We start from the raw sequence: 21,110 nt of genomic DNA on the forward strand, positions 1-21,110 counted from the left end.
AAATAAATCAAAATGCATAAATATTTTGCACTCTTTGCAGTGCTTCTTTTCTCTTTTGGTGCAACAGCCCAAGACACTTTGAAAACAGTTCAAATCAAAACCAATTCAAATTCTACAAAAAAATCATTCCGTAAAGTAACGAACACGTCAACGATGACGAGTAAAGAATTACTTAAAGCCGCTTGTTGTAATCTTGCGGAAAGTTTTGAAACAAATCCTTCAATTGATGTCAATTTTTCAGATGCTTTAACGGGAACAAAACAAATCAAAATGTTGGGATTGACAAGCCCATACTTGATGATTACGGAGGAAAACATTCCGTCTGTTCGTGGTGCTTCTCAAGCCTATGGATTGACTTTTACACCTGGAACTTGGGTGGAAAGTATTCAGATTACTAAAGGAGCAGGTTCTGTGGTTAACGGTTATGAAAGTATTTCGGGTCAAATAAATACCGAGTTAATTAAGCCGGTAAATGATATTCCGTTTTTTCTGAATGTATATGGTTCGACCGATTCTAGATTTGAAGTCAATACGCATTTCAATAAAAAAGTATCGGACAAATGGAGTACAAGTCTTTTTGTACACGGAAATGCTCGAGTGGAGAAAATGGATAAAAATGACGACGGATTTATGGATAATCCATTGGCAAAGCAAATTAATGTCCTGAACAGATGGCAATATACAAACGCTGAAAAAGGGTGGGTGAGTTTTATCAATTTTAGATACATGAACGATGAAAAGCAAACGGGTCAAGTGGATTTTGATGCTGATCGTGATAAGGGAACTACTAATTTTTGGGGTTCTGAAATCAACACCGAACGGATTGATGTTTCGACAAAATTAGGTTATGTATTTCCAAATATGCCGTATCAAAGTATCGGTTTTCAAAATGCATTTACGAGTCATAAGCAAGATTCTTACTTTGGTTTGAATCAATATCAAATTACACAAAAAAGTTATTATTCTAATTTGATTTTGAATTCCATTATTAGAAATACCAAGCACCGCTTTGCTACAGGATTGAATTTCGCATACGATGACTACAACGAATATCTCGCAGTTCCTTCCATTGCGGATAATTACGATCGGATTGATACTTCTGTTGGAGCTTTTTTAGAATATACCTATGATAATATCGATGATTTTAGTTTAGTAGCAGGATTTCGTGTAGACCAGCATAATCGTTTAGGCGTTTTTGCGACGCCTAGAATTCACATTCGATACAATCCATGGGAAAAAGGAGTTTTGAGAGCTTCAGCAGGTCGAGGAAAACGTTCTGCAAATATTTTCGCAGAAAACCAGCAACTTTTTGCGAGTTCACGTATTTTCGACGTATTGAATACGAAAGGTAGAATCTATGGTTTAGATGCAGAAATTGCATGGAATTATGGCTTGAGTTTTATGCAAGGTTTTAATTTGTTCAATAAAACTGCCGACGTAACAGTTGATTTTTACAGAACTGATTTCCAAAATCAAGCCATCGTTGATTTGTATGCAAGTCCACAACAAGCCTTATTCTATAACGGAAAATCATTTGCTAATAGTTTGCAAGTAGAATTTAATATTGAACTGGCCAAACATTTTGACTTCAGAACGGCTTACAAATTTTACGATGTTCAAACGGAGTACATCAGCGGAACTTCAGAGCGTCCTTTGCAGGCAAAACACCGTTATTTTGCAAATTTGGCCTACGCCACACACATTGGAGATAAAGGACGGCAGTGGAAATTTGATGTAACCTACAATTGGTTAGGCGAACAAAAATTACCAAACACAAGTACAAATCCTGTTGACGATCGCTTGCCAGCATATTCGCCTTCATTTTCACTAGTGAATGCGCAAGTAACGCGCACTTTTTCATCCACTTTTGAATTGTATGCTGGAGCAGAAAATTTAGGAAATTACCAACAAGACAACGCTATTTTAGGAAATGAAAATCCATTTGGTACTACTTTTGATACTTCAATAGTTTATGCACCTGTTTTTGGTCAAATGTTTTATGCAGGTTTGCGTTTTAAAATTAAATAATAATAAATTTCAAGATTAAAAATAATATAGAAATGAAAAATATACTTTTAGTACTTCTGGTTTCCTTCATAGGATTCTCAACACAAGCACAAGAAAAGAAAGACAAGAATGCAAAGCGCGAAATTGCCGTCAAGGGAAATTGCGAAATGTGTAAAAAGCGAATCGAAAAAGCGGCGTTTTCCATTCCTGGCGTAAAGTCTGCGGTTTGGACGCCTGAAAATCAAGAATTAATTGTAATCGTAAATGAGCAAAAATCAGCTGTTAGTGAAATTGAGAAAGCAGTTGCAAAAGCAGGACACGATACAGAACATGTGAAAGCTACCGAAGCTGATTATGGGAAACTACATGAATGTTGTTCGTACGATAGAGAGTAAGTTATTAAACCGAGAAATTTCTCGGTTTTTTTTGAATTAATTTCAACAGGAAAATGCATGATTTCTTCCTTAAATAAAACTTAAAACTATCAGAATAAGATTGGCGTTAAGCTAAATTATTACTACTTTCACGCACTCAATTTAACACAAAAACAATGAACGAATTTGATTGGAAGAATCTCATTGATCCTTTATTTTATATAGAATTTAGTATTAGTGGCATAAAAGTAGGGCTTTGGCTGGTACTTTTTATCGTTTTTGCAGAAACAGGTTTGTTCGCTGGCTTTTTCCTTCCTGGTGATAGTTTGCTTTTCTTAGCAGGAATTTACAGCCGTGAGTTAATTGAGAATTTTATGTTCATAGACAGTGATTTGATGAACGTAATACTTTTATCCTCTATGGTTGCTGTTGCAGGAATTGTTGGGAATATGGTAGGATATTGGTTCGGATCAAAAAGTGGATATTATCTTTACAACAAGCAAGATACGTTTTGGTTTAAGAAAAAGTATTTAGTACAATCTAAGGATTTCTTTGAAAAACACGGAGGTCGTGCGATTATTTTAGCTCGTTTCTTGCCTATTTTTAGAACTTTTGCTCCAATTGTTGCGGGAATTGTAATGATGGAAAAAAAGAAATTTATGCTCTACAACGTAATCAGTTCGATTCTTTGGTCGTTCAGTTTGATTTTTGCAGGTCATTATTTACATGGGTTTCTTTTGGAAAAATATGATATCGACTTGAAACACCACATCGAATTAATTGTGATCATCCTTGTTGTAATTACAATTGTCCCTGTGATTATAAAATTCAGTAAGAAATCGAAACCGGAAGAAGGGGAAATCCAATAAGATATAGAAAAATAAAAAGGCTGAAGATTCAGCCTTTTTTTATGCGCTTTAATTTCTAAATAGGGTACAAAAAAATCCGAAGCGTGAACTTCGGATTTTAATATTTCAATGAGAACGATCTTACATCATTCCTGGCATTCCGCCACCCATTGGCATTCCGCCTCCGGCATTTTCTTCTTTAATATCAATCAATGCACATTCAGTTGTTAAGATCATTCCTGAAACAGATGCCGCATTTTCTAGCGCAACACGTGTAACCTTCTTAGGATCGATAATTCCAGCCAACAGCATGTCAACATATTCGTCCGTTTTAGCGTTGTAACCGTAGTTTCCTTCGCCTTCCATTACTTTCGCAACTACAACAGAACCTTCTAAACCTGCATTTTCAACAATCGTTCTCAATGGAGACTCGATCGCGCGAGCTACAATTTGAACGCCAGTAGCTTCGTCAGCATTTAAAGTTTGAATGTCTTTTAATGATGATTTTGCTCTCAATAAAGCAACACCTCCACCAGCAACAATTCCTTCTTCAACAGCAGCACGAGTTGCATGTAATGCATCGTCTACACGGTCTTTTTTCTCTTTCATTTCAACTTCAGAAGCAGCACCAACGTAAAGAACCGCAACACCACCAGCTAATTTAGCCAAACGTTCTTGCAATTTTTCTTTGTCGTAATCAGAAGTCGTCGTTTCCATTTGACCTTTGATTTGGTTTACACGATTTTTGATCATGTCCGCTTCACCAGCACCACTTACAATTGTAGTATTGTCTTTATCGATAGTTACTCTTTTTGCAGTACCTAACATTTCGATTGTTGTGTTTTCTAATGTGTAACCTCTTTCTTCAGAAATTACAGTTCCACCCGTTAAAATTGCGATGTCTTCCAACATTGCTTTTCTTCTGTCTCCAAAACCTGGTGCTTTTACAGCAGCGATTTTCAACGCTCCACGTAATTTATTAACTACTAAAGTAGATAATGCTTCACCGTCAACATCTTCAGCGATAATCAATAATGGTTTCCCAGATTGAGCTACTGGTTCTAAAACAGGAAGCAATTCTTTTAAGGAAGAAACTTTCTTGTCGTACAATAAAATGTAAGGACTTTCTAATTCTGTTTCCATCTTTTCAGGATTGGTCACAAAATATGGAGAAAGATATCCTCTGTCAAATTGCATTCCTTCTACAACATCCACATACGTTTCCGTTCCTTTTGCTTCTTCAACAGTAATTACACCTTCTTTTCCAACTTTTGCGAAAGCGCTTGCAATTAATTCACCAACAACGTCGTCGTTATTAGCAGAAATAGAAGCAATTTGTTTGATTTTATCAGAGTCACTTCCAACCACTTGTGCTTGTGAAGCTAAGTTCTTAACAATTGCTTCAACTGCTTTGTCAATACCTCTTTTTAAATCCATTGGATTTGCTCCTGCAGCTACGTTTTTCAACCCTTCTTTTACGATCGCTTGCGCTAAAACGGTAGCAGTTGTTGTTCCGTCTCCTGCTAAATCATTTGTTTTTGACGCCACTTCTTTAACCATTTGAGCTCCCATATTTTCTAATGGATTACTCAATTCAATTTCTTTAGCAACTGTAACTCCATCTTTAGTGATTGTTGGTCCACCAAATGATTTTCCAATAATTACGTTACGACCTTTAGGTCCTAAAGTTACTTTTACTGCATTTGCTAATGCGTCAACACCACGTTTTAATCCGTCACGTGCTTCAATATCAAATTTTATATCTTTTGCCATCTTAATTTTTATTATGCTACTAGCTTTATGCTTTACGCTTTAAGCCGTTGGCGGTATTAATTTCTGTTTTAATTTATAGATTTTACTCTTAATTGTGTTTATTTTTTTTAGATAATCCTCTGCAATTTCGATGCTGATATATCCTAAATCTCGCGACAATATCAAGGAATACTCTGTTTCATTTGCTGAACCTAATGCAAAATTTAGAAATTGATTAAATTCTTTATCACTACTTCTACCACAGCCTTCACTAATATTTGTTGGAGTTGAAGCGGCAGATCTTCGAATTTGACTCGTTAAGCCATATAATTCTTCCTTTGGAAAAGATTTTGTAATACGATAAATTTCTAAAGTAAACGAATGACTAATCTGCCAAATCTCATATTTTTTAAAATCTCTCATATTTCACCAATTAGAATTCCAATTTTGCTGATCAGTTTAGCTGCTTAAAGCTTATAGCGTAATGCTTAAAGCGCCTTAAATTATTGCAAGAATATCATCCTCACGCATAATCAAATAATCTGTTCCTTCCAATTTTAATTCTGTTCCAGCGTATTTTCCGTATAAAACAGTATCCCCAATTTTAACGGTCATTGTGTGGTCCTTTGTTCCATTTCCAACAGCGACAACGGTTCCTTTTTGTGGTTTTTCTTTTGCTGTATCTGGAATAAAAATACCAGAAGCAGTTTTTGTTTCAGCAGCAACGGGTTCAATCACAACGCGATCCGATAGAGGTTTAATGTTTAATGCCATAATACTATATTTAGTGTTAATTATTAATTTGTTATTGAAGGTATTTCAGAAATTGTGCCAATGGGTTAAAACTGTCACTTTTGCCTAAAAAAAATGCCAGCTTTGACAAGCTGGCATTTTAATAGGAGGTATGTGATGATTACTCAGCAGGAACTTCTACCGCTGGAGTTGCATTATTTGTAGTTGCAGGTGCAGGAACTTCTGTTTTCGCAGGAGCTACTTGTTTATTGTCAAGAATTTTAACTTCACTATTTCCAGAATTAAAACTCAAACTTGAGAACATAATCAATACAATTAAAAGAATTCCAAGTGTCCACGTACTTTTATCTAAAAAGTCAGTTGTTTTTTGAACACCACCCATTTGTTGCGAACCACCTAATGTTGAAGATAAACCTCCACCTTTAGGGTTTTGAACCATGATGACTACGATTAATAAAAAGCAAACGATTACTATTAGTACTAAAAAAATTGAAAACATGATTATCTAATTAATTGTTATTTTGTTGTAAAATTCTAATATCCGAAATTCGGTCTGCAAAGAAAGTACTTTTTTCTGGATATTTCAAAATTAATATATCATATGCTTGAATTGCTTTTTGATATTTTTTCTGTTCCAAATAAACTTTCGCTAAGGTTTCCGTCATTAGATACGATTGATCCTGATTTTGCTCAGGAATATGGGCTATTTTAGACAACTCCTTCATAGGAGATATCTTTGGATTATTTTTTATAAATCGATCAATTAATGCTGTTTTTTTCTGTTTCTCAGGATCAGACGAGATAGAAAACGGTTCAGCGTTTGTGACAACTTCTGTTTTTCCTCTTTCGATTGGATTAAAATTAGCTAATTGAAGCCATTCTTGGAAGGAATGTTTTTCTTCTTTTGAAAAATCAAGCGGTTTGCCGATATTTAATTTCTCAGAAATAATCGCTATCGTTTCTTCAGTATTTGAAACTGACTCGACTTCCTCTGCTTCTTTAATTGAATTCACAATTGATTGTTCTAAAGTGGAAGTTTCCACCTTGTGGTCAATTATTGCCGGAATTACAGTTACAATTTCAAGATCATTTACCTTTATTTCATTAATAAAAGCTTCCTTTTCCTCAATAAATAATTTTTGAACGGGTGCAAAATTGCCACTTGTGATGAAATCAAAAAGTACACTTCGGTCTGTAGTATAAGCGGCGGTTTTTCGTAATGCAGGATTGTATTGAAAACTTTCTTGATTGTATAAACCTTTTAAAAGCAATGCACGAGCACTTTGAAAAAACGGAAATTCATTTACGATTTCCTCCAAACCAGTTGTATGCTTATCCTTGATCGCATTGGGTTTGTTTAGTAAATAAGTGAATTCGTATGTGTTCAAAGGGTCGTTTTTTAATAGTGGATGATTACCATTTTGCTAATGATTCATTGAAAACATCTTGCGTAATTCGTTCGAAAATTTCATCTAAAGCAGTATTTAACTGTGCTCCAGCAGGCAAGTTTGTGCCGGGGAAATCTTTGAAAAAAGAAAAACTTTTCTCAAAGTTATCTTCCTCTTTTTTCTTATTGGTAAAACGAACATTAATTCGAATCGTCAATCGGTTTTGAGCCGCACGTTGATCAGCAGTTGCCGTCATGGGTGAAATTCGATAATCCGTAATCTCGCCTTCGTACACTAAATCGCCACCTGAATTGGTCAAACTTAAGTTGGTCTGGTTCTGAATTAAATCTTGCAAACGTAAAGTAAAAGTTCGATCAATTCCCGGTTCAATTAAATCCGCAGTATTTTGAAAATAATTTACTTGAAACGTTTTGGCATCAATCTTTCCAGTACCCGTAAAGTTATAAACGGAACAGCTGTTGAAAGTGATTGCAATCAGAAACAGGAACGCACTATTTTTTAATTTCTTCATTTTATTTAAAAAGTCAAATATACTACAAATCAAATTGTTTTATTTTTCTGTATAAAGTTCTTTCGGAAATTCCCAATTCATCTGCTGCAGCTTTCCGTTTACCTTTATTTTTCTCTAATGATTTTTTGATCATTTCAATCTCCTTCTGCTCTAATTTCAGTACTTCTTCCTCTTCAACCGTTTCGGCAAAAAGGTAATTGTCTTCAGAATCAGTAAAAGTACTAGAAGCAGATTGAGTAGTTTTCGCCATCGGAATGACCGATAATTCATTTTGATCTTCAAAATCAATTTCGTTTTCCTCTTGGTTTGAACCGTAGATCTTTTGAATCAGATTTTTATTTTTCTCTTGCACATTTGTATTGCCACTTTCCATTAATTCCATGGTCAGTTTCTTCAAATCATTCAAGTCACTTTTCATGTCAAACAAGACTTTGTAAAGAATTTCTCTTTCGGTACCAAAATCAGAATCATTCTTTTTGTCTTTAATAACCGACGGTAAATTGCTTCCTTCTGATGGCAAATAGGATTTTAAGGTCGCAATTGAAATGTCTCTTGTGGTTTCTAGAACCGAAATTTGTTCCGCAACGTTTCGCAATTGTCGAATATTTCCGCTCCAGCGAAACTGCAACAACAATTGAACCGCTTGGTCGTCCAACTTAATGGCTGGCATTTTATATTTATGTGCGAAATCAGATGAGAATTTTCTGAATAACAAATGAATATCTTCCTTACGGTCACGAAGTGGTGGAAGTGGAATATCAACAGTACTCAATCGATAATATAAATCTTCTCTGAATTTCCCTTTTTCAATCGCTTCAAACATATTTACGTTGGTCGCTGCCACAATTCGCACGTCTGTTTTTTGAACTTGGGAAGACCCCACTTTGATAAATTCTCCATTTTCCAAAACACGTAACAAACGAACTTGTGTTGTTAACGGTAATTCTCCGACTTCGTCCAAGAAAATTGTGCCGCCACTTGCTACTTCAAAATAGCCTTCGCGTGTAGAAGTTGCTCCTGTAAAAGCGCCTTTTTCGTGTCCGAAAAGCTCACTGTCAATTGTTCCTTCGGGAATTGCGCCACAGTTTACTGCAATGTATTTTCCGTGTTTTCTATGTGAAAGCGAATGAATGATCTTTGGAATACTTTCTTTTCCAACACCACTTTCTCCAACAACTAACACCGAGATATCTGTTGGTGCAACTTGAATTGCTTTTTCAATGGCACGATTGAGCTTTGGATTGTTTCCAATAATCTCAAAACGTTGTTTTATAGCTTGAACTGATTCCATTTATTTTATTTTTTTGCCACAGATTAAAATGATTTTCACAGATTTATTTTTAATCCTTTTAGTTACATTACATATCTCTTGTATTGTAAAGATTTGGTTTGAAAGTTCACTAACAATCCAATTTCTGAATTCGACAACTTTATATAATTTAAAATTTGAGCAATATGCTCATTTGAAAATTCTTTTATCGCTTTAACTTCTAATATTATGTCTTCGTTTACTACAAAGTCTGCATTAAATTTATGAGGTAAAATTTTGCCCTTATATTCAACTAAAAATTCTTTCTCTCTTTCAAAAGGTATATTGTTTTCTTTGAATTCTATTTCCAAAGCATCTTTATAAATTATTTCTAATAATCCAGGCCCTAGATTTCTATGAACTTCCATACAGAGTCCGATAATTTTATAAGTTTCTTCTTCTTTATGATGACTTTCCATAGATGATGTAAATAAAATTTCACAAAAAATCCTTTTAATCTTTTTAATCTGTGGCTAACTTATTTTAGTTCATTTCCGAATAACCTACAGCAACACCTTTTAAAGTTCCGCTGGTGCAATCTGTAATTGTTACATTTACGAATTCACCTGCTTTGTAATTTTCTTTTGGGAAAACAACCATAATACTTTGGGAGTTTTTTCCCGCCCATTCGTCAGCGGAACGTTTTGATTCTTTTTCAATTAGAACTTCAACCGTTTGACCTAAAAATTCTTGTGTTCTGAAAGCACTGTGTTCGCGCTGTAAATCCACAATTTCTTGTAAACGTCTTGCTTTTGTTGGTTCAGGAACATCGTCGTCTAATTTTCTTCCCGCCATAGTTCCTGGTCGTTCAGAATAAGAATACATGTAGCCAAAACTATATTTTACATGAGACATTAAGCTCATTGTGTCTTGATGGTCTTGTTCGGTTTCTGTTGGGAAACCTGCAATCATATCTTGAGTGATTGTGCAATTTGGAATTATTGCTCTAATTCTATTGATTAAGTTGAAGTATTCTTCACGCGTGTGCAAACGATTCATTGCTTTCAAAATTCGATCGCTTCCCGATTGAACAGGTAAATGAATGTGTTTACAGATATTGTGATATCTCGCAATAATATGCAAAACCGGTTCGTGCATATCCTGCGGATTTGACGTTGAGAATCGAATACGCATTTTAGGAAATGTAACTGCCACATTTTCTAAAAGTTGTGCAAAATCGACAGCAGTTGCTTGTGCAAATTCTGAAGCATTGCCAAAATCTTTTTTCAATCCGCCGCCATACCATAAATAACTATCTACGTTTTGACCTAAAAGTGTGATTTCTTTATAACCTGTGTTCCAAAGTTTTTGGATTTCGGCCATAATACTTTCTGGCTCGCGACTTCTTTCGCGTCCACGCGTAAATGGAACTACGCAGAACGTACACATATTATCACAACCACGAGTAATCGAAACAAAAGCTGAAATTCCATTCGTATTCAATCGAACAGGAGAGATATCGCCGTAAGTTTCGTCTTTCGACAAAATTACGTTGATGGCGTCATTACCTGATTCTACTTCCTGAAGTAAATTTGGTAAATCTTTATACGCATCGGGACCTACAACAAGGTCTACGATTTTTTCTTCTTCTAAAAACTGGGTTTTCAAACGTTCGGCCATACAACCGAGAACGCCCACTTTCATCTTTGGATTCAAATCACGCTTTACGGCATTGTATTTTTCTAAACGTTTACGAATGGTTTGTTCTGCCTTATCACGGATGGAACACGTATTTATTAATACTAAATCCGCTTCTTCCAATATAGTAGTGGTATTGTAATTATTTTCTGATAAAATCGAAGCCACGACTTCACTGTCCGAAAAGTTCATCGCGCAACCATAACTTTCAATAAATAATTTCTTTGAATTCTGTGCTTTATTTTCTAAAACCAAGCTTTCGCCTTGTTTGCTTTCTTCAATTGTCTTTTCCATGGTCGTCTAAAGTAGGAATTTTTCCGTCTGCAAATATAGCTTTTTTTAATAGGATGTGACAAGTTGGCAGATTGAGTTTAACAAAATTATTCATACTATTTTAAAAACTCATTCACACTTTTACCCACAAAAGCACACAATAAAACGGAATTTTAAAAAAAACAATTACTTTTGCCCGAGAAAGAAAAGCATTATGGCAAAGAATTTAGTGATTGTAGAGTCACCTGCGAAAGCAAAAACGATAGAGAAATTTTTAGGAAGTGATTACCAGGTAGAGTCCAGTTATGGACATATTGCTGATTTACCTTCCAAAGAAATTGGTGTAGATGTTGAAAATAAATTCAAACCCAAATACGAGGTTTCTCCTGATAAAAAAGCCCTGGTTGCAAAACTTAAAGGACTTGCCAAGAAAGCCGATATGGTTTGGTTAGCAAGTGATGAAGATCGCGAAGGTGAAGCCATTTCTTGGCATTTAGCCGAAGAATTAAATTTGGATAAAAGCAAAACCAAGCGAATTGTTTTCCACGAAATTACAAAAACAGCAATTTTAAAAGCAATTGATAATCCAAGGGAAATTGATTATAATTTAGTTAATGCTCAACAAGCTCGACGCGTTTTAGATCGTTTAGTTGGTTATGAATTGTCGCCTGTTTTGTGGAGAAAAATTAAAGGAGGACTATCTGCTGGACGTGTTCAATCGGTTTCCGTTCGTCTAATTGTGGAACGTGAAAGAGAAATACAGAACTTTAATGCGGTTGCATCTTATTCAATCGTAGCAGAATTTGCAAACGAGTCTGGAAAAACTTTTAAAGCAAAATTGCCTAAGAATTTTTCGACGAAAAAAGAAGCTGAAGACTTTTTAAATAAAAATAGTAGTTCTACCTATAAAGTATCGGATTTAGAAACGAAACCAACAAAGAAATCTCCAACAGCACCTTTTACGACTTCGACTTTGCAACAAGAAGCAGCTCGTAAATTGTATTTGCCTGTTGGAATTACAATGCAATTAGCACAAAGACTATACGAAGCGGGACTTATTACTTATATGAGAACGGATAGTGTGAATCTTTCGAAAGATGCCATGAATGCGGCTGAAGCGGAGATCATTCGTTCGTATGGAAAAGAATTTTCTCATCCGCGAACTTTTACCAATAAAAGCAAAGGAGCTCAAGAAGCACACGAAGCGATTCGTCCGACAGATATGTCGCAACATACGGTGAATATTGACCGTGACCAAGCACGATTATATGATTTGATTTGGAAACGAACATTAGCTTCTCAAATGAGTGATGCTAAATTGGAACGTACGAACGTGAAAATTCAAGCAAATAACCACGATGAAGTTTTCGCTGCAACGGGTGAAGTATTGCTTTTTGAAGGATTTTTGAAAGTCTATTTGGAAGGAAATGACGATGATGATGAAGAGCAAGAAGGTTTGTTGCCGGCTTTAAAAGTAAGTGAGAAACTACAAAATAATTATATTACAGCAACGGAACGTTACACACGAGCTCCTGCAAGATATACGGAAGCTTCTTTAGTCAAGAAATTAGAGGAACTTGGAATTGGACGTCCGTCCACTTACGCACCAACGATTTCTACAATTATCAACAGAAATTATGTTGAAAAAGGAACTTTAGAAGGTCAAGAACGAAATTACACACAACTTACTTTAGCTGCTGGAAAAGTAGGCGAGAAGTTGTTGACAGAAAATACAGGTTCGGATAAAGGAAAATTAGTTCCAACAGATATTGGAACAATAGTAACCGATTTCTTGGTTAAAAACTTTGAACGCATTTTAGATTATAATTTTACCGCGAAAGTAGAGCAGGATTTTGATGAAATTGCAGAAGGAAATGTCGATTGGCATAAGATGATGCAAGAGTTTTACGATCAATTTCACCCGAATGTGAAAGATGTTGAAGAAAATGCAGAACGCGAATCAGGTGAACGAATTTTAGGAACGGATCCAAAATCCGGTAAACCGGTCAGCGTTCGTTTAGGGAAGTTTGGTCCGATGGCTCAAATAGGTAATGCTGAAGATGAAGAGAAAATATTTGCCAGTTTAATGAACGATCAAAATATCGGAACCATTACGATTGAAGAAGCGTTGAAACTCTTTTTACTGCCTAAAAACTTAGGTACATATAAAGGAGAAGAAGTGGAAGTAAATAATGGACGCTTTGGTCCTTACGTTCGATTTGGGACTATGTTTATCTCTTTGCCAAAAGGGGAGGATCCAATGGATGTTACTTTAGTTAGAGCGGAAGAATTGATTGACGAGAAAGAAAAAGCTGATGCACCAATTGCAACCTACAAAGAGGAACCCGTTCAAAAAGGAGTGGGTCGTTTTGGTCCCTTCTTGAAATGGAGTGGAATGTTCATCAATGTAAATAAAAAATATAATTTCGATAATCTATCTCAAGAAGACATTGTGGAGTTGATTGAAGATAAAATTCAGAAGGAAATTGATAAAGTAATTCATCATTGGCCAGACGAAGGAATCAAGGTGGAGAAAGCACGTTGGGGTCGCTCTGTGATTACGAAAGGAAAAATCAAAATTGAGCTTCCTAAAGAAGTGGATGCTGCGGCATTGACTTTTGCTGAAGTGCAAGAAATGATTGCTAAAAAGACGCCTGCTAAGAAGACGGCGGCTAAAAAAGCACTAGCAAAGAAAGCAACGACGGCTAAAAAAACAACGACGGCTAAAAAAACAACGGCAACTAAAAAAGCACCCGTAAAAAAGAAATAGGAAATGGAATTTGAATTTTTACATCCATTAAATAATGAGATTATTCAGTATGTGGAATCGTTAACTTCGCAAAATTTGGGGAGTAAAGTGGTGCTGCATTCTGAGGTTGATTTTCCAGATTTAGATAAAGTCCAAATTGCTATTATAGGTGTTTTGGAAAATCGAGGCGATTCAAACGAAATTAACGCCGTTGAATTAACCGCTATTAGAAAAGAATTTTACAGTTTATATCCCGGAAATTGGCAAAGTACGATTGCTGATTTAGGAGATATTCGAGCGGGTAATGAACTAAGTGATACGTATTATGCTGTGAAGTCAGTTGTTGCTTCACTTATTAAAAAGAAAATTATTCCAATTATTATTGGCGGAAGCCAGGACTTGACGTACGCTATGTATCGTGCTTACGATGTTTTGGAACAGATGGTGAATTTAGTTTCCATTGATAGTAAATTTGATTTAGGGAAGGAAAACGCCACAGATATGGCTTCTTCTTACTTAACTCGAATGATTATTGAGGAGCCGAACAATCTTTTTAATTATAGTGTGGTGGGTTATCAAACCTACTATAATGCACAAGAAGAGATTGATTTGATGGAAAAACTGTTCTTTGAAGGCTATCGCTTGGGAGAGATTACGAATGATATTACGATCGCAGAGCCTGTATTTAGGGACGCGGATATTGTAAGTGTAGATTTAACATCGATCCAATCATCAAATTCCGGTAATTTCGTTACTTTTACGCCAAATGGTTTTAACGGTAAAGAAATATGTTCATTATCGAGATATGCTGGAATAAGTGATAAAGTGTCAATTTTTGGGATTTTTAATCACAATAGTTCAAAGCAAGAAAGTATTTTGATTGCGCAAATTTTATGGTACTTCATTGAAGGTTATCATTACCGTTCCAATGAGTATCCGTTCAGTACAAAAGACAATTATATCAAGTACATTGTTCCGCTTGAACAGGAAGAATTGATATTTTACAAGAGCAATAAGAGCGAAAGATGGTGGATTGAGGTCCCGCAAATAATTCATTCTCATACTAAAAGAGAGAAAAACACGTTATTACCGTGTTCGTATGAAGATTATTTAGGCGCGATTAATCAAGAAATACCAAATCGTTGGTGGAAAAACCAAAGAAAAAGCATTATTTAACAGCAAGTTAACGTATGGTAAATAATTTTTAAACAAACATTTCACATTTTTTTAAGTATTTGTTTTAAAAAAAATTGTTTATATAAAAAAAAATAAATAGGTTTACGACCTTAAAATTAAGAATATTTTATAACCCAAATTTATATGAAGAAGTTCATTGCATTTGCAGCATTATCATCATTATTATTCAGCTGTGGTTCTGGCGACAAAGGGGAGTTAGTTGGAGTCAAAGGAAAAAAGTGGCACCCAGAGAAACCTTACGGTATGTCATTAGTACCAGGCGGATCTTATATTATGGGTAAATCAGACGATGATTTGGCTAATATTGGGGATGCTCCAACAAAAACAGTTACCGTTCGATCATTCTACATGGATGAAACAGAAATAACAAATAGCGAGTACCGTCAGTTTGTGGAATGGGTAAAAGATTCTACAATCCGTGTTCGTTTAGCGATCATGGCAGATGACCAAGGACAGACTGGTGCTGGTGGTAAAGGCGGAAAAAATGCCTCAAGTATTGGTGACTTCGCTTTTAGCGATGCTGATCCTGAGAAGATGACACCTTACGACAAGTATATGTATGAAAATTATTACAGTATTGGTACTGAAGATGATATGTATGCAGGACGTAAAATCAATAAAAAGGTAAAATTGATTACAGATACGGCTAAGTATCCAGATGAATTTTACAGTGAAGTAATGGACTCTATGTATTTGCCTATAGAAGAATCGTACAACGGTTTGAGAACTATAGATGTTAATAAATTGAAATTCCGTTACACTGAAGTGAACTTAAACGAAGCGGTTAAGAAAAAAGGTAGAAAAGGATTTATCAAAAAATCAGAGCCAGTTGAAATTTACCCTGATACAACAGCATGGATTAAAGATTTCTCTTATTCTTATAACGAGCCAATGCATAATGATTATTTCTGGCACCAAGCATACAGCGATTATCCGGTTGTTGGTGTAAATTGGAAACAATCAAAAGCATTTTGTGCATGGAGAACTTTGTATAAAAATTCGCATATCAAATCTAAAAAGAAAAAAGGACGTAACTTGATTAACTCGTTCCGTTTGCCAACTGAAGCAGAATGGGAATATGCAGCTAGAGGTGGTTTGCAATCAGGAGCTTATCCTTGGGGAGGTCCTTACACTAAAAACGATAGAGCATGTTTCTTAGCGAATTTCAAACCAAATCGTGGAGATTATGCAGCTGATGGTGCTTTGTACACAGTTGAAGCTAAATCATACGATCCAAACGGATATAACTTGTACAACATGGCAGGTAACGTTGCAGAGTGGACTGATTCTTCTTACGATGCAGGAGCTTACGAATTCGTTTCAACAATGAATCCTAATGTGCCAGACAGTAAAAACCAACGTAAAGTTTTACGTGGAGGTTCGTGGAAAGACGTAGCGTTTATGTTGCAAGTTAGTACGCGTGATTTCGAATATGCAGATACTGCTAGAAGTTACATCGGATTCCGTACTGTTCAAGATTATATGGGAACCCAAACTACAGGAACTAAGTAATTATTTCCTACATTAAATTGTATTTAACCAAACTTTATAACTCACTAAATTAACTAAAAAAAAACTATTATTATGGCATTATTAAGCAAAAAAGCAATGAATTTCGCTTACGGTATGGGAGCAGCGATTGTAATCATTGGTGCATTATTTAAAATTACACACTTTGAAATTGGACCATTAACAGGAACTTTAATGCTTTCTATTGGATTGATTACTGAAGCATTGATTTTTGCACTGTCTGCTTTTGAACCAGTAGACAACGAATTAGACTGGACATTGGTATATCCTGAATTAGCAGGTGGCGAAACAAAAGGAAAGATTGTAAAAAAAGAAAATCCAGTTGAAGCACAAGGTTTATTGTCTCAAAAATTAGATAATCTATTGAAAGAAGCGAAAATTGACGGTGCAATGATGGCTAGTTTAGGAAACAGTATCAAAAATTTCGAATCTGCTGCGAAAGGAATCTCTCCAGCTGCTGATGGAATTGCTGCAACTAAAAAATACAGCGAAGAACTGTCAATGGCTGCTGCTCAAATGGAATCATTAAACAGTTTGTACAAAGTACAATTAGAAAGCGCTTCAAGAAATGCTGAAGCAAATAAAGAAATTGCTGACAACGCTTCTAAATTAAAAGATCAAATGCAATCTATGACTGCAAACATTGCTTCTTTAAACAATGTTTATGGTGGAATGCTTTCTGCAATGAGTAACAAATAATAATTAGTTTAAGACTATATTTTTAATTAACAAAATACAAAAAAACTAATTTATAATGGCAGGAGGAAAATTAACCCCTAGACAGAAGATGATTAACCTGATGTATCTGGTTTTCATCGCGATGTTAGCAATGAATATGTCAAAAGAAGTATTATCAGCGTTCGGTTTGATGAATGAAAAATTCGAAGCTGCAAACACTACTTCAAAATTGACAAACGAGCAAATGATGGCTTCGTTAGACACTAAAGCTGCTGAAGCCTCTGGTGAATTCTCGAAAGCAGCGATTACGGCTCATAAAGTAGAAGCAGCAACAAAAAAGTTCTTTGATTTTATTGCAACTGCAAAGGTAGAAGTTCTTGAAGGTGTAAAACCTGAGGATGGAAAATTACCTTACGAAGCAATGGATAAGTCTGAAAACTTAGACAATAATTGGTTTTCAGGTGAAGGCTATACTAAAAGAGGAAACGATGTTATGACTGCTATTGCAGCATATAAATCTGAAATGAAAGAAGCTTTAGGAGAAGAGAAGAAATACTCTGCAATTCTGAATCAAGTAAATAAAGAGTTTGATGTAACTGATGTTACTAATAAAGAAGGAATTAAAATTAAATTTTTAGATTACCACTTTAAAGGTTTCCCAGCAATCGCATCTTTAGCTAAGCTTTCAGCATGGCAAAGTGATGCTAAAAAAGCAGAATCTGACGTTATAAGTGCGGCTTTAGGAAAAGCGGCCGTTCAAGCTGCATCTTATAGTAATTATCAAGCGATGGTTATTTTAGATAAAAACGCTTATTTTCAAGGAGAAAAAGTTACAGGAAAAGTTGTTTTAGGTCGTTACGATGAAAACACGAAACCTGCAAGTGTAAGTGGTGCCACTTTAGATCCTGCTACAGGTCAAGCGAAAATTAATTTAACTGCTGGAGCTGTTGGTGAACAAAAGCTTGGTGGAGAATTTAAATTCGTAGAAGATGGAAAAACAATCTCTTTACCATTTAAAGGTAACTACGTTGTAGTACCTCGTCCTAATTCTGCTACAATTGCAGCAGATAAAATGAACGTAGTATACAGAGGTGTTGTGAATCCTATGACAATATCTTTTGCCGGAGTTTCAGATAATAATGTTACAGCTTCAGCTGCAGGTTTATCAAAAGCAGGTGGTAACGGAAAGTATAACATGAGTCCTGGTCAAGGTACAGAAGTTTTAATTAACGTTACTGGAAAACTTCCTGATGGAACTTCTGTTAGCGATAGAAAAGCATACCGTATCAAAAACATTCCTGCTCCACAAGGTGCAATTGGAGGACAAGTAGGTGATAGCAAAGGTGCTAAAGGACGTTTAGCTGTTTCACAAGTAACAGCTGAATTAGTTGACTTTGATTTTGACGTTAAGTTACAAGTAACGCAATTTACATTTAGAGTTTCAGGTCAGCCATCAGTAGTTGTAAATGGAAATCGTGTAAACAAGCAATGTGAAGCTGCAATGGCGAGAGCTGGAAGAGGTGACATCGTTACGATTTCTGAAATCAAGACAAAAATTGAAGGCTCGCCAATCATTTTGCGTCAAACTGCTCCTGCATTTTACGAAATACAATAATAATACCGGTTTAACGTTTTAATTAAACCACTTTAATATACACTATGAATTGTAGAAATTTTTTATCACTAATCATTTTAGTTGCAGGAGGTATTACTTCCTCTGCACAATCTAATTTATTGAATGCTAAAACTCCCGATGAAATCGGAAAGAAATCAGCGGCTCAATTACTTTCAGATAATGATAAGCCATTACCATATGGTTTTGTAGATGATCGTGATATCCTTATGGGTAAAGCGGTTTGGGAAATCATCGATTTAGATGAGCGAATTAACTTTCCAATGTACTTTCCTGTAGATACTGCTAATATTGGTTCTGATAGAAGATCTCTTTTCCATGTGCTTCTTAAAGCAATAAAAAGTGGCGAGTTGACGGAAGTGTACGGTGATAGTTATTTTAATTCAAAGCGTACTTTAACTGAAATGGAGAATACATTTAAGTTTAGAGATACGACAAACGCCGGTCGTGATGAAATTAATAATTATTACGACGATTACATGAGTGGTAAAAGAGTGCTCGATCCTCAGTATGTGGATGAACGTTTCTTAACTTCTCAGGATATCTCTGCTTATCACATTAAAGGTTTTTGGTACTTTGACAAACGTCAAGGTGAATTAAAATACCGCCTAATTGCTATTTGTCCTGTTGCTAAAGAAGCGAGAGACGTTGGTAATGACGATGCAGTAGCTATTGAACTTTTCTGGATTTACTTTCCAGCAGCTCGAGAAGTATTGAATCAAGCCTACGCTTTCAATGATAAAAACTCAGCAATGCCAATCTCGTTTGATCGATTGTTGAATTCGAGACGTTTTAATGCAGTTATCTATCAAGAGGAAAATGTGTATGGAGATCGTGAGATTGAAAAGTACATGAAAGACAATTCTCAAATGCAATTGCTTGAAGCAGAACGTGTGAAAGACAAAATCAGAGATTTTGAACAAGATATGTGGAATTACTAAATTGTAATTTTATTTTTAAACTAAAACTCTTACCAATTTAGGTAAGAGTTTTTTTTATTTTTGCACTATGGTAGATTATTTAATTGTAGGAGGAGGAATTGCAGGACTCTGTTTCGCAGAGCTTTGTTTGCAAAACAACAAAAGCTTCAGATTGATTACGGATGATTCGCAGAACTCTTCTAAAATTGCTGGAGGACTATACAATCCTGTTATTTTAAAACGCTTTACAGGTTTGGAAGATGCAGGTTTGCAGTTGGATTATCTGGATGAATTTTATTCGAAAATTGAAAGTCGAACAAGTATAAAAATTAATTTCCCTTTGCCACTTTTACGTAAGTTTTTTTCAATCGAAGAACAGAATAATTGGTTTCAGGCTGCTGATCAACCAAAATTAGCACCGTTTTTGTCCACTGAAATGGTTAAGAAAAACATTCGCGGAATTGATGCTCCATTTAATTACGGAAAAGTTTTACGAACGGGTTATCTTGATACAGCACTATTTCTGAAAAGTTATCAAAATTATTTAGGTGAACATAATTTGATTGTGAACGAAACCGTCGACTATTCTAAATTTGTTATTAATGATAATGAAGTGCGATATAAAGATATTTCGGCGCGAAAGGTAATCTTTGCGGAAGGTTTTGGAATTCACGCCAATCCCTTCTTTAACTATTTACCATTGGACGGAACGAAAGGCGAACTTTTTATCATAAAAGCGCCCGAACTTCAATTGACGGACATCATCAACACAAGTGTCTTTATTTTGCCGTTAGGCAATGATCTATTCAAAGTTGGCGCCACATACAATTGGGAAGATAAAACAGATCTACCCACAAGTGAAGGACGGGAAGAATTAGTATCGCGTATCAAGGAAATTTTGCAATGTAATTTTGAAATAATTTCACATTATGCAGGTGTTCGGCCAACAGTAAAAGACCGAAAACCACTTCTTGGAAACCATGAATTGCACAAAAATCTTTTCGTACTAAACGGATTAGGAACTAGAGGTGTAATGTTAGGACCTTATTCTGCGAGAATGTTATTTCAATTGAGTGAAAATGACGCAGAAATCCCTATGAATTATTCAATAAGACGATTTAAGAAAAAAAACATTTAATCCCTCGCTTCTGGATCGTAAGAGACAAAAAAATTGATATAAATGTTTCGCGACATTCGCATCACTAATGGAAATGCTAAAATAAGTACAATTATGATACTGATAAAGGACGCCATCATACTTCGGTCAAACTGGAATACGATTAAAAAAGTTAAAATCCCGATGGCCACATTCAATCCATAGCTTACATACATTGCACCGTAAAAGAACGAAGGTTCGATCTGGTATTTTAAATTACAGTGACTGCATCGTTCGTGCATTTTTATGACATTGTTCAAATGAAGCAAGTTTTGATCCACATACATGCTTTCTTTTTGACATTGAGGACAAGTTCCTGTTAAAATGCTATATAATTTGGATCCTTTTTTTAACATTTGCAAAATATTTCTAA

General features: G+C 35.4%; 20 protein-coding genes. 10 read left to right on the forward strand and 10 right to left on the reverse strand.

The window, feature by feature from the left end; all coding sequences use genetic code 11:
* The first annotated feature begins 12 nt into the window (after nt 1–12).
* The 3 genes from YWA_RS0101760 to YWA_RS0101770 all read left to right on the forward strand — a co-directional run bounded on the left by YWA_RS0101760 (nt 13) and on the right by YWA_RS0101770 (nt 3,250).
* Nucleotides 13–2,028 (forward strand): TonB-dependent receptor plug domain-containing protein, encoded by a 2,016-nt coding sequence (locus YWA_RS0101760; protein ID WP_022826777.1) that lies wholly within the window; start codon nt 13–15, stop codon nt 2,026–2,028.
* Between the two features lie 32 nt (nt 2,029–2,060).
* A complete protein-coding gene (locus YWA_RS0101765; RefSeq protein WP_022826778.1) occupies nt 2,061–2,402 on the forward strand; it encodes a heavy-metal-associated domain-containing protein in 342 nt (113 codons plus the stop codon).
* Nucleotides 2,403–2,557: 155 nt separating this feature from the next.
* Nucleotides 2,558–3,250 (forward strand): DedA family protein, encoded by a 693-nt coding sequence (locus tag YWA_RS0101770; RefSeq protein ID WP_022826779.1) that lies wholly within the window; start codon nt 2,558–2,560, stop codon nt 3,248–3,250.
* A 120-nt stretch (nt 3,251–3,370) separates the two neighbouring features.
* On the opposite strand, the gene groL is transcribed toward YWA_RS0101770, so the two are convergent.
* The 9 genes from groL to miaB form a co-directional block, all read right to left on the reverse strand.
* Nucleotides 3,371–5,002 (reverse strand): chaperonin GroEL, encoded by a 1,632-nt coding sequence (gene groL / locus YWA_RS0101775; RefSeq protein WP_022826780.1) that lies wholly within the window; start codon nt 5,000–5,002, stop codon nt 3,371–3,373.
* A 39-nt stretch (nt 5,003–5,041) separates the two neighbouring features.
* On the reverse strand, nt 5,042–5,404 hold the full coding sequence (locus tag YWA_RS0101780) for a four helix bundle protein (RefSeq protein WP_022826781.1): 363 nt from the start codon (nt 5,402–5,404) through the stop codon (nt 5,042–5,044).
* A 75-nt stretch (nt 5,405–5,479) separates the two neighbouring features.
* Complete coding sequence (locus YWA_RS0101785) at nt 5,480–5,755, reverse strand: co-chaperone GroES (RefSeq protein WP_022826782.1); 276 nt, start codon at nt 5,753–5,755, stop codon at nt 5,480–5,482.
* Nucleotides 5,756–5,894: 139 nt separating this feature from the next.
* Entirely contained in the window at nt 5,895–6,239 is a 345-nt protein-coding gene (gene secG / locus YWA_RS14495) for a preprotein translocase subunit SecG (RefSeq protein ID WP_157505279.1), read from the reverse strand.
* Nucleotides 6,240–6,243: 4 nt separating this feature from the next.
* On the reverse strand, nt 6,244–7,122 hold the full coding sequence (locus tag YWA_RS0101795) for a tetratricopeptide repeat protein (RefSeq protein WP_022826784.1): 879 nt from the start codon (nt 7,120–7,122) through the stop codon (nt 6,244–6,246).
* Nucleotides 7,123–7,147: 25 nt separating this feature from the next.
* A complete protein-coding gene (locus YWA_RS0101800) occupies nt 7,148–7,654 on the reverse strand; it encodes an LptE family protein (protein ID WP_022826785.1) in 507 nt (168 codons plus the stop codon).
* 22 nt (nt 7,655–7,676) lie between these two features.
* Nucleotides 7,677–8,945 (reverse strand): sigma-54 interaction domain-containing protein, encoded by a 1,269-nt coding sequence (locus YWA_RS0101805; protein WP_022826786.1) that lies wholly within the window; start codon nt 8,943–8,945, stop codon nt 7,677–7,679.
* A 62-nt stretch (nt 8,946–9,007) separates the two neighbouring features.
* Nucleotides 9,008–9,382: a GxxExxY protein gene (locus YWA_RS0101810; RefSeq protein ID WP_022826787.1), complete on the reverse strand. Its 375-nt coding sequence runs from the start codon at nt 9,380–9,382 to the stop codon at nt 9,008–9,010.
* Nucleotides 9,383–9,446: 64 nt separating this feature from the next.
* Nucleotides 9,447–10,895 (reverse strand): tRNA (N6-isopentenyl adenosine(37)-C2)-methylthiotransferase MiaB, encoded by a 1,449-nt coding sequence (gene miaB, locus YWA_RS0101815; RefSeq protein ID WP_022826788.1) that lies wholly within the window; start codon nt 10,893–10,895, stop codon nt 9,447–9,449.
* A 193-nt stretch (nt 10,896–11,088) separates the two neighbouring features.
* Here miaB and topA point away from each other — a divergent pair, with 193 nt between their 5' ends.
* The 7 genes from topA (at nt 11,089) to YWA_RS0101855 (ending at nt 20,719) form a co-directional block, all read left to right on the forward strand.
* The gene (gene topA, locus YWA_RS0101825) at nt 11,089–13,644 is read left to right on the forward strand and encodes a type I DNA topoisomerase (protein ID WP_022826790.1); all 2,556 of its coding nucleotides are present in this window, start codon (nt 11,089–11,091) and stop codon (nt 13,642–13,644) included.
* Between the two features lie 3 nt (nt 13,645–13,647).
* Entirely contained in the window at nt 13,648–14,799 is a 1,152-nt protein-coding gene (locus YWA_RS0101830; protein WP_022826791.1) for a formimidoylglutamase, read from the forward strand.
* Nucleotides 14,800–14,943: 144 nt separating this feature from the next.
* A complete protein-coding gene (gene porK / locus YWA_RS0101835; protein WP_022826792.1) occupies nt 14,944–16,332 on the forward strand; it encodes a T9SS ring complex lipoprotein PorK/GldK in 1,389 nt (462 codons plus the stop codon).
* Nucleotides 16,333–16,404: 72 nt separating this feature from the next.
* Complete coding sequence (porL, locus tag YWA_RS0101840; RefSeq protein ID WP_022826793.1) at nt 16,405–17,049, forward strand: type IX secretion system motor protein PorL/GldL; 645 nt, start codon at nt 16,405–16,407, stop codon at nt 17,047–17,049.
* Nucleotides 17,050–17,104: 55 nt separating this feature from the next.
* A complete protein-coding gene (porM, locus tag YWA_RS0101845; RefSeq protein WP_022826794.1) occupies nt 17,105–18,643 on the forward strand; it encodes a type IX secretion system motor protein PorM/GldM in 1,539 nt (512 codons plus the stop codon).
* 44 nt (nt 18,644–18,687) lie between these two features.
* The gene (porN, locus tag YWA_RS0101850) at nt 18,688–19,602 is read left to right on the forward strand and encodes a type IX secretion system ring subunit PorN/GldN (protein WP_022826795.1); all 915 of its coding nucleotides are present in this window, start codon (nt 18,688–18,690) and stop codon (nt 19,600–19,602) included.
* Between the two features lie 67 nt (nt 19,603–19,669).
* Entirely contained in the window at nt 19,670–20,719 is a 1,050-nt protein-coding gene (locus YWA_RS0101855) for an NAD(P)/FAD-dependent oxidoreductase (RefSeq protein ID WP_022826796.1), read from the forward strand.
* On the opposite strand, the gene YWA_RS0101860 is transcribed toward YWA_RS0101855, so the two are convergent.
* The gene (locus tag YWA_RS0101860; RefSeq protein WP_022826797.1) at nt 20,716–21,093 is read right to left on the reverse strand and encodes a DUF983 domain-containing protein; all 378 of its coding nucleotides are present in this window, start codon (nt 21,091–21,093) and stop codon (nt 20,716–20,718) included. The genes YWA_RS0101855 and YWA_RS0101860 overlap by 4 nt on opposite strands.
* Between the last annotated feature and the right edge of the window lie 17 nt (nt 21,094–21,110).

The organism is Flavobacterium antarcticum DSM 19726, assembly GCF_000419685.1.
In the GTDB taxonomy this organism is placed as follows: Bacteria; Bacteroidota; Bacteroidia; order Flavobacteriales; family Flavobacteriaceae; genus Flavobacterium; species Flavobacterium antarcticum.

Bases quoted from the DNA above. Each gene is read 5' to 3' on its own strand.
- YWA_RS0101785 (WP_022826782.1), bottom strand. From the start codon at position 5,755: ATGGCATTAAACATTAAACCTCTATCGGATCGCGTTGTGATTGAACCC.
- YWA_RS0101860 (WP_022826797.1), bottom strand. From the start codon at position 21,093: ATGTTAAAAAAAGGATCCAAATTATATAGCATTTTAACAGGAACTTGT.
- porM (WP_022826794.1), top strand. From the start codon at position 17,105: ATGGCAGGAGGAAAATTAACCCCTAGACAGAAGATGATTAACCTGATG.
- porL (WP_022826793.1), top strand. From the start codon at position 16,405: ATGGCATTATTAAGCAAAAAAGCAATGAATTTCGCTTACGGTATGGGA.
- porK (WP_022826792.1), top strand. From the start codon at position 14,944: ATGAAGAAGTTCATTGCATTTGCAGCATTATCATCATTATTATTCAGC.
- miaB (WP_022826788.1), bottom strand. From the start codon at position 10,895: ATGGAAAAGACAATTGAAGAAAGCAAACAAGGCGAAAGCTTGGTTTTA.
- groL (WP_022826780.1), bottom strand. From the start codon at position 5,002: ATGGCAAAAGATATAAAATTTGATATTGAAGCACGTGACGGATTAAAA.
- YWA_RS0101760 (WP_022826777.1), top strand. From the start codon at position 13: ATGCATAAATATTTTGCACTCTTTGCAGTGCTTCTTTTCTCTTTTGGT.
- YWA_RS0101810 (WP_022826787.1), bottom strand. From the start codon at position 9,382: ATGGAAAGTCATCATAAAGAAGAAGAAACTTATAAAATTATCGGACTC.
- topA (WP_022826790.1), top strand. From the start codon at position 11,089: ATGGCAAAGAATTTAGTGATTGTAGAGTCACCTGCGAAAGCAAAAACG.
- YWA_RS0101830 (WP_022826791.1), top strand. From the start codon at position 13,648: ATGGAATTTGAATTTTTACATCCATTAAATAATGAGATTATTCAGTAT.
- YWA_RS0101805 (WP_022826786.1), bottom strand. From the start codon at position 8,945: ATGGAATCAGTTCAAGCTATAAAACAACGTTTTGAGATTATTGGAAAC.
- YWA_RS0101855 (WP_022826796.1), top strand. From the start codon at position 19,670: ATGGTAGATTATTTAATTGTAGGAGGAGGAATTGCAGGACTCTGTTTC.
- YWA_RS0101780 (WP_022826781.1), bottom strand. From the start codon at position 5,404: ATGAGAGATTTTAAAAAATATGAGATTTGGCAGATTAGTCATTCGTTT.
- porN (WP_022826795.1), top strand. From the start codon at position 18,688: ATGAATTGTAGAAATTTTTTATCACTAATCATTTTAGTTGCAGGAGGT.
- YWA_RS0101770 (WP_022826779.1), top strand. From the start codon at position 2,558: ATGAACGAATTTGATTGGAAGAATCTCATTGATCCTTTATTTTATATA.
- YWA_RS0101800 (WP_022826785.1), bottom strand. From the start codon at position 7,654: ATGAAGAAATTAAAAAATAGTGCGTTCCTGTTTCTGATTGCAATCACT.
- YWA_RS0101765 (WP_022826778.1), top strand. From the start codon at position 2,061: ATGAAAAATATACTTTTAGTACTTCTGGTTTCCTTCATAGGATTCTCA.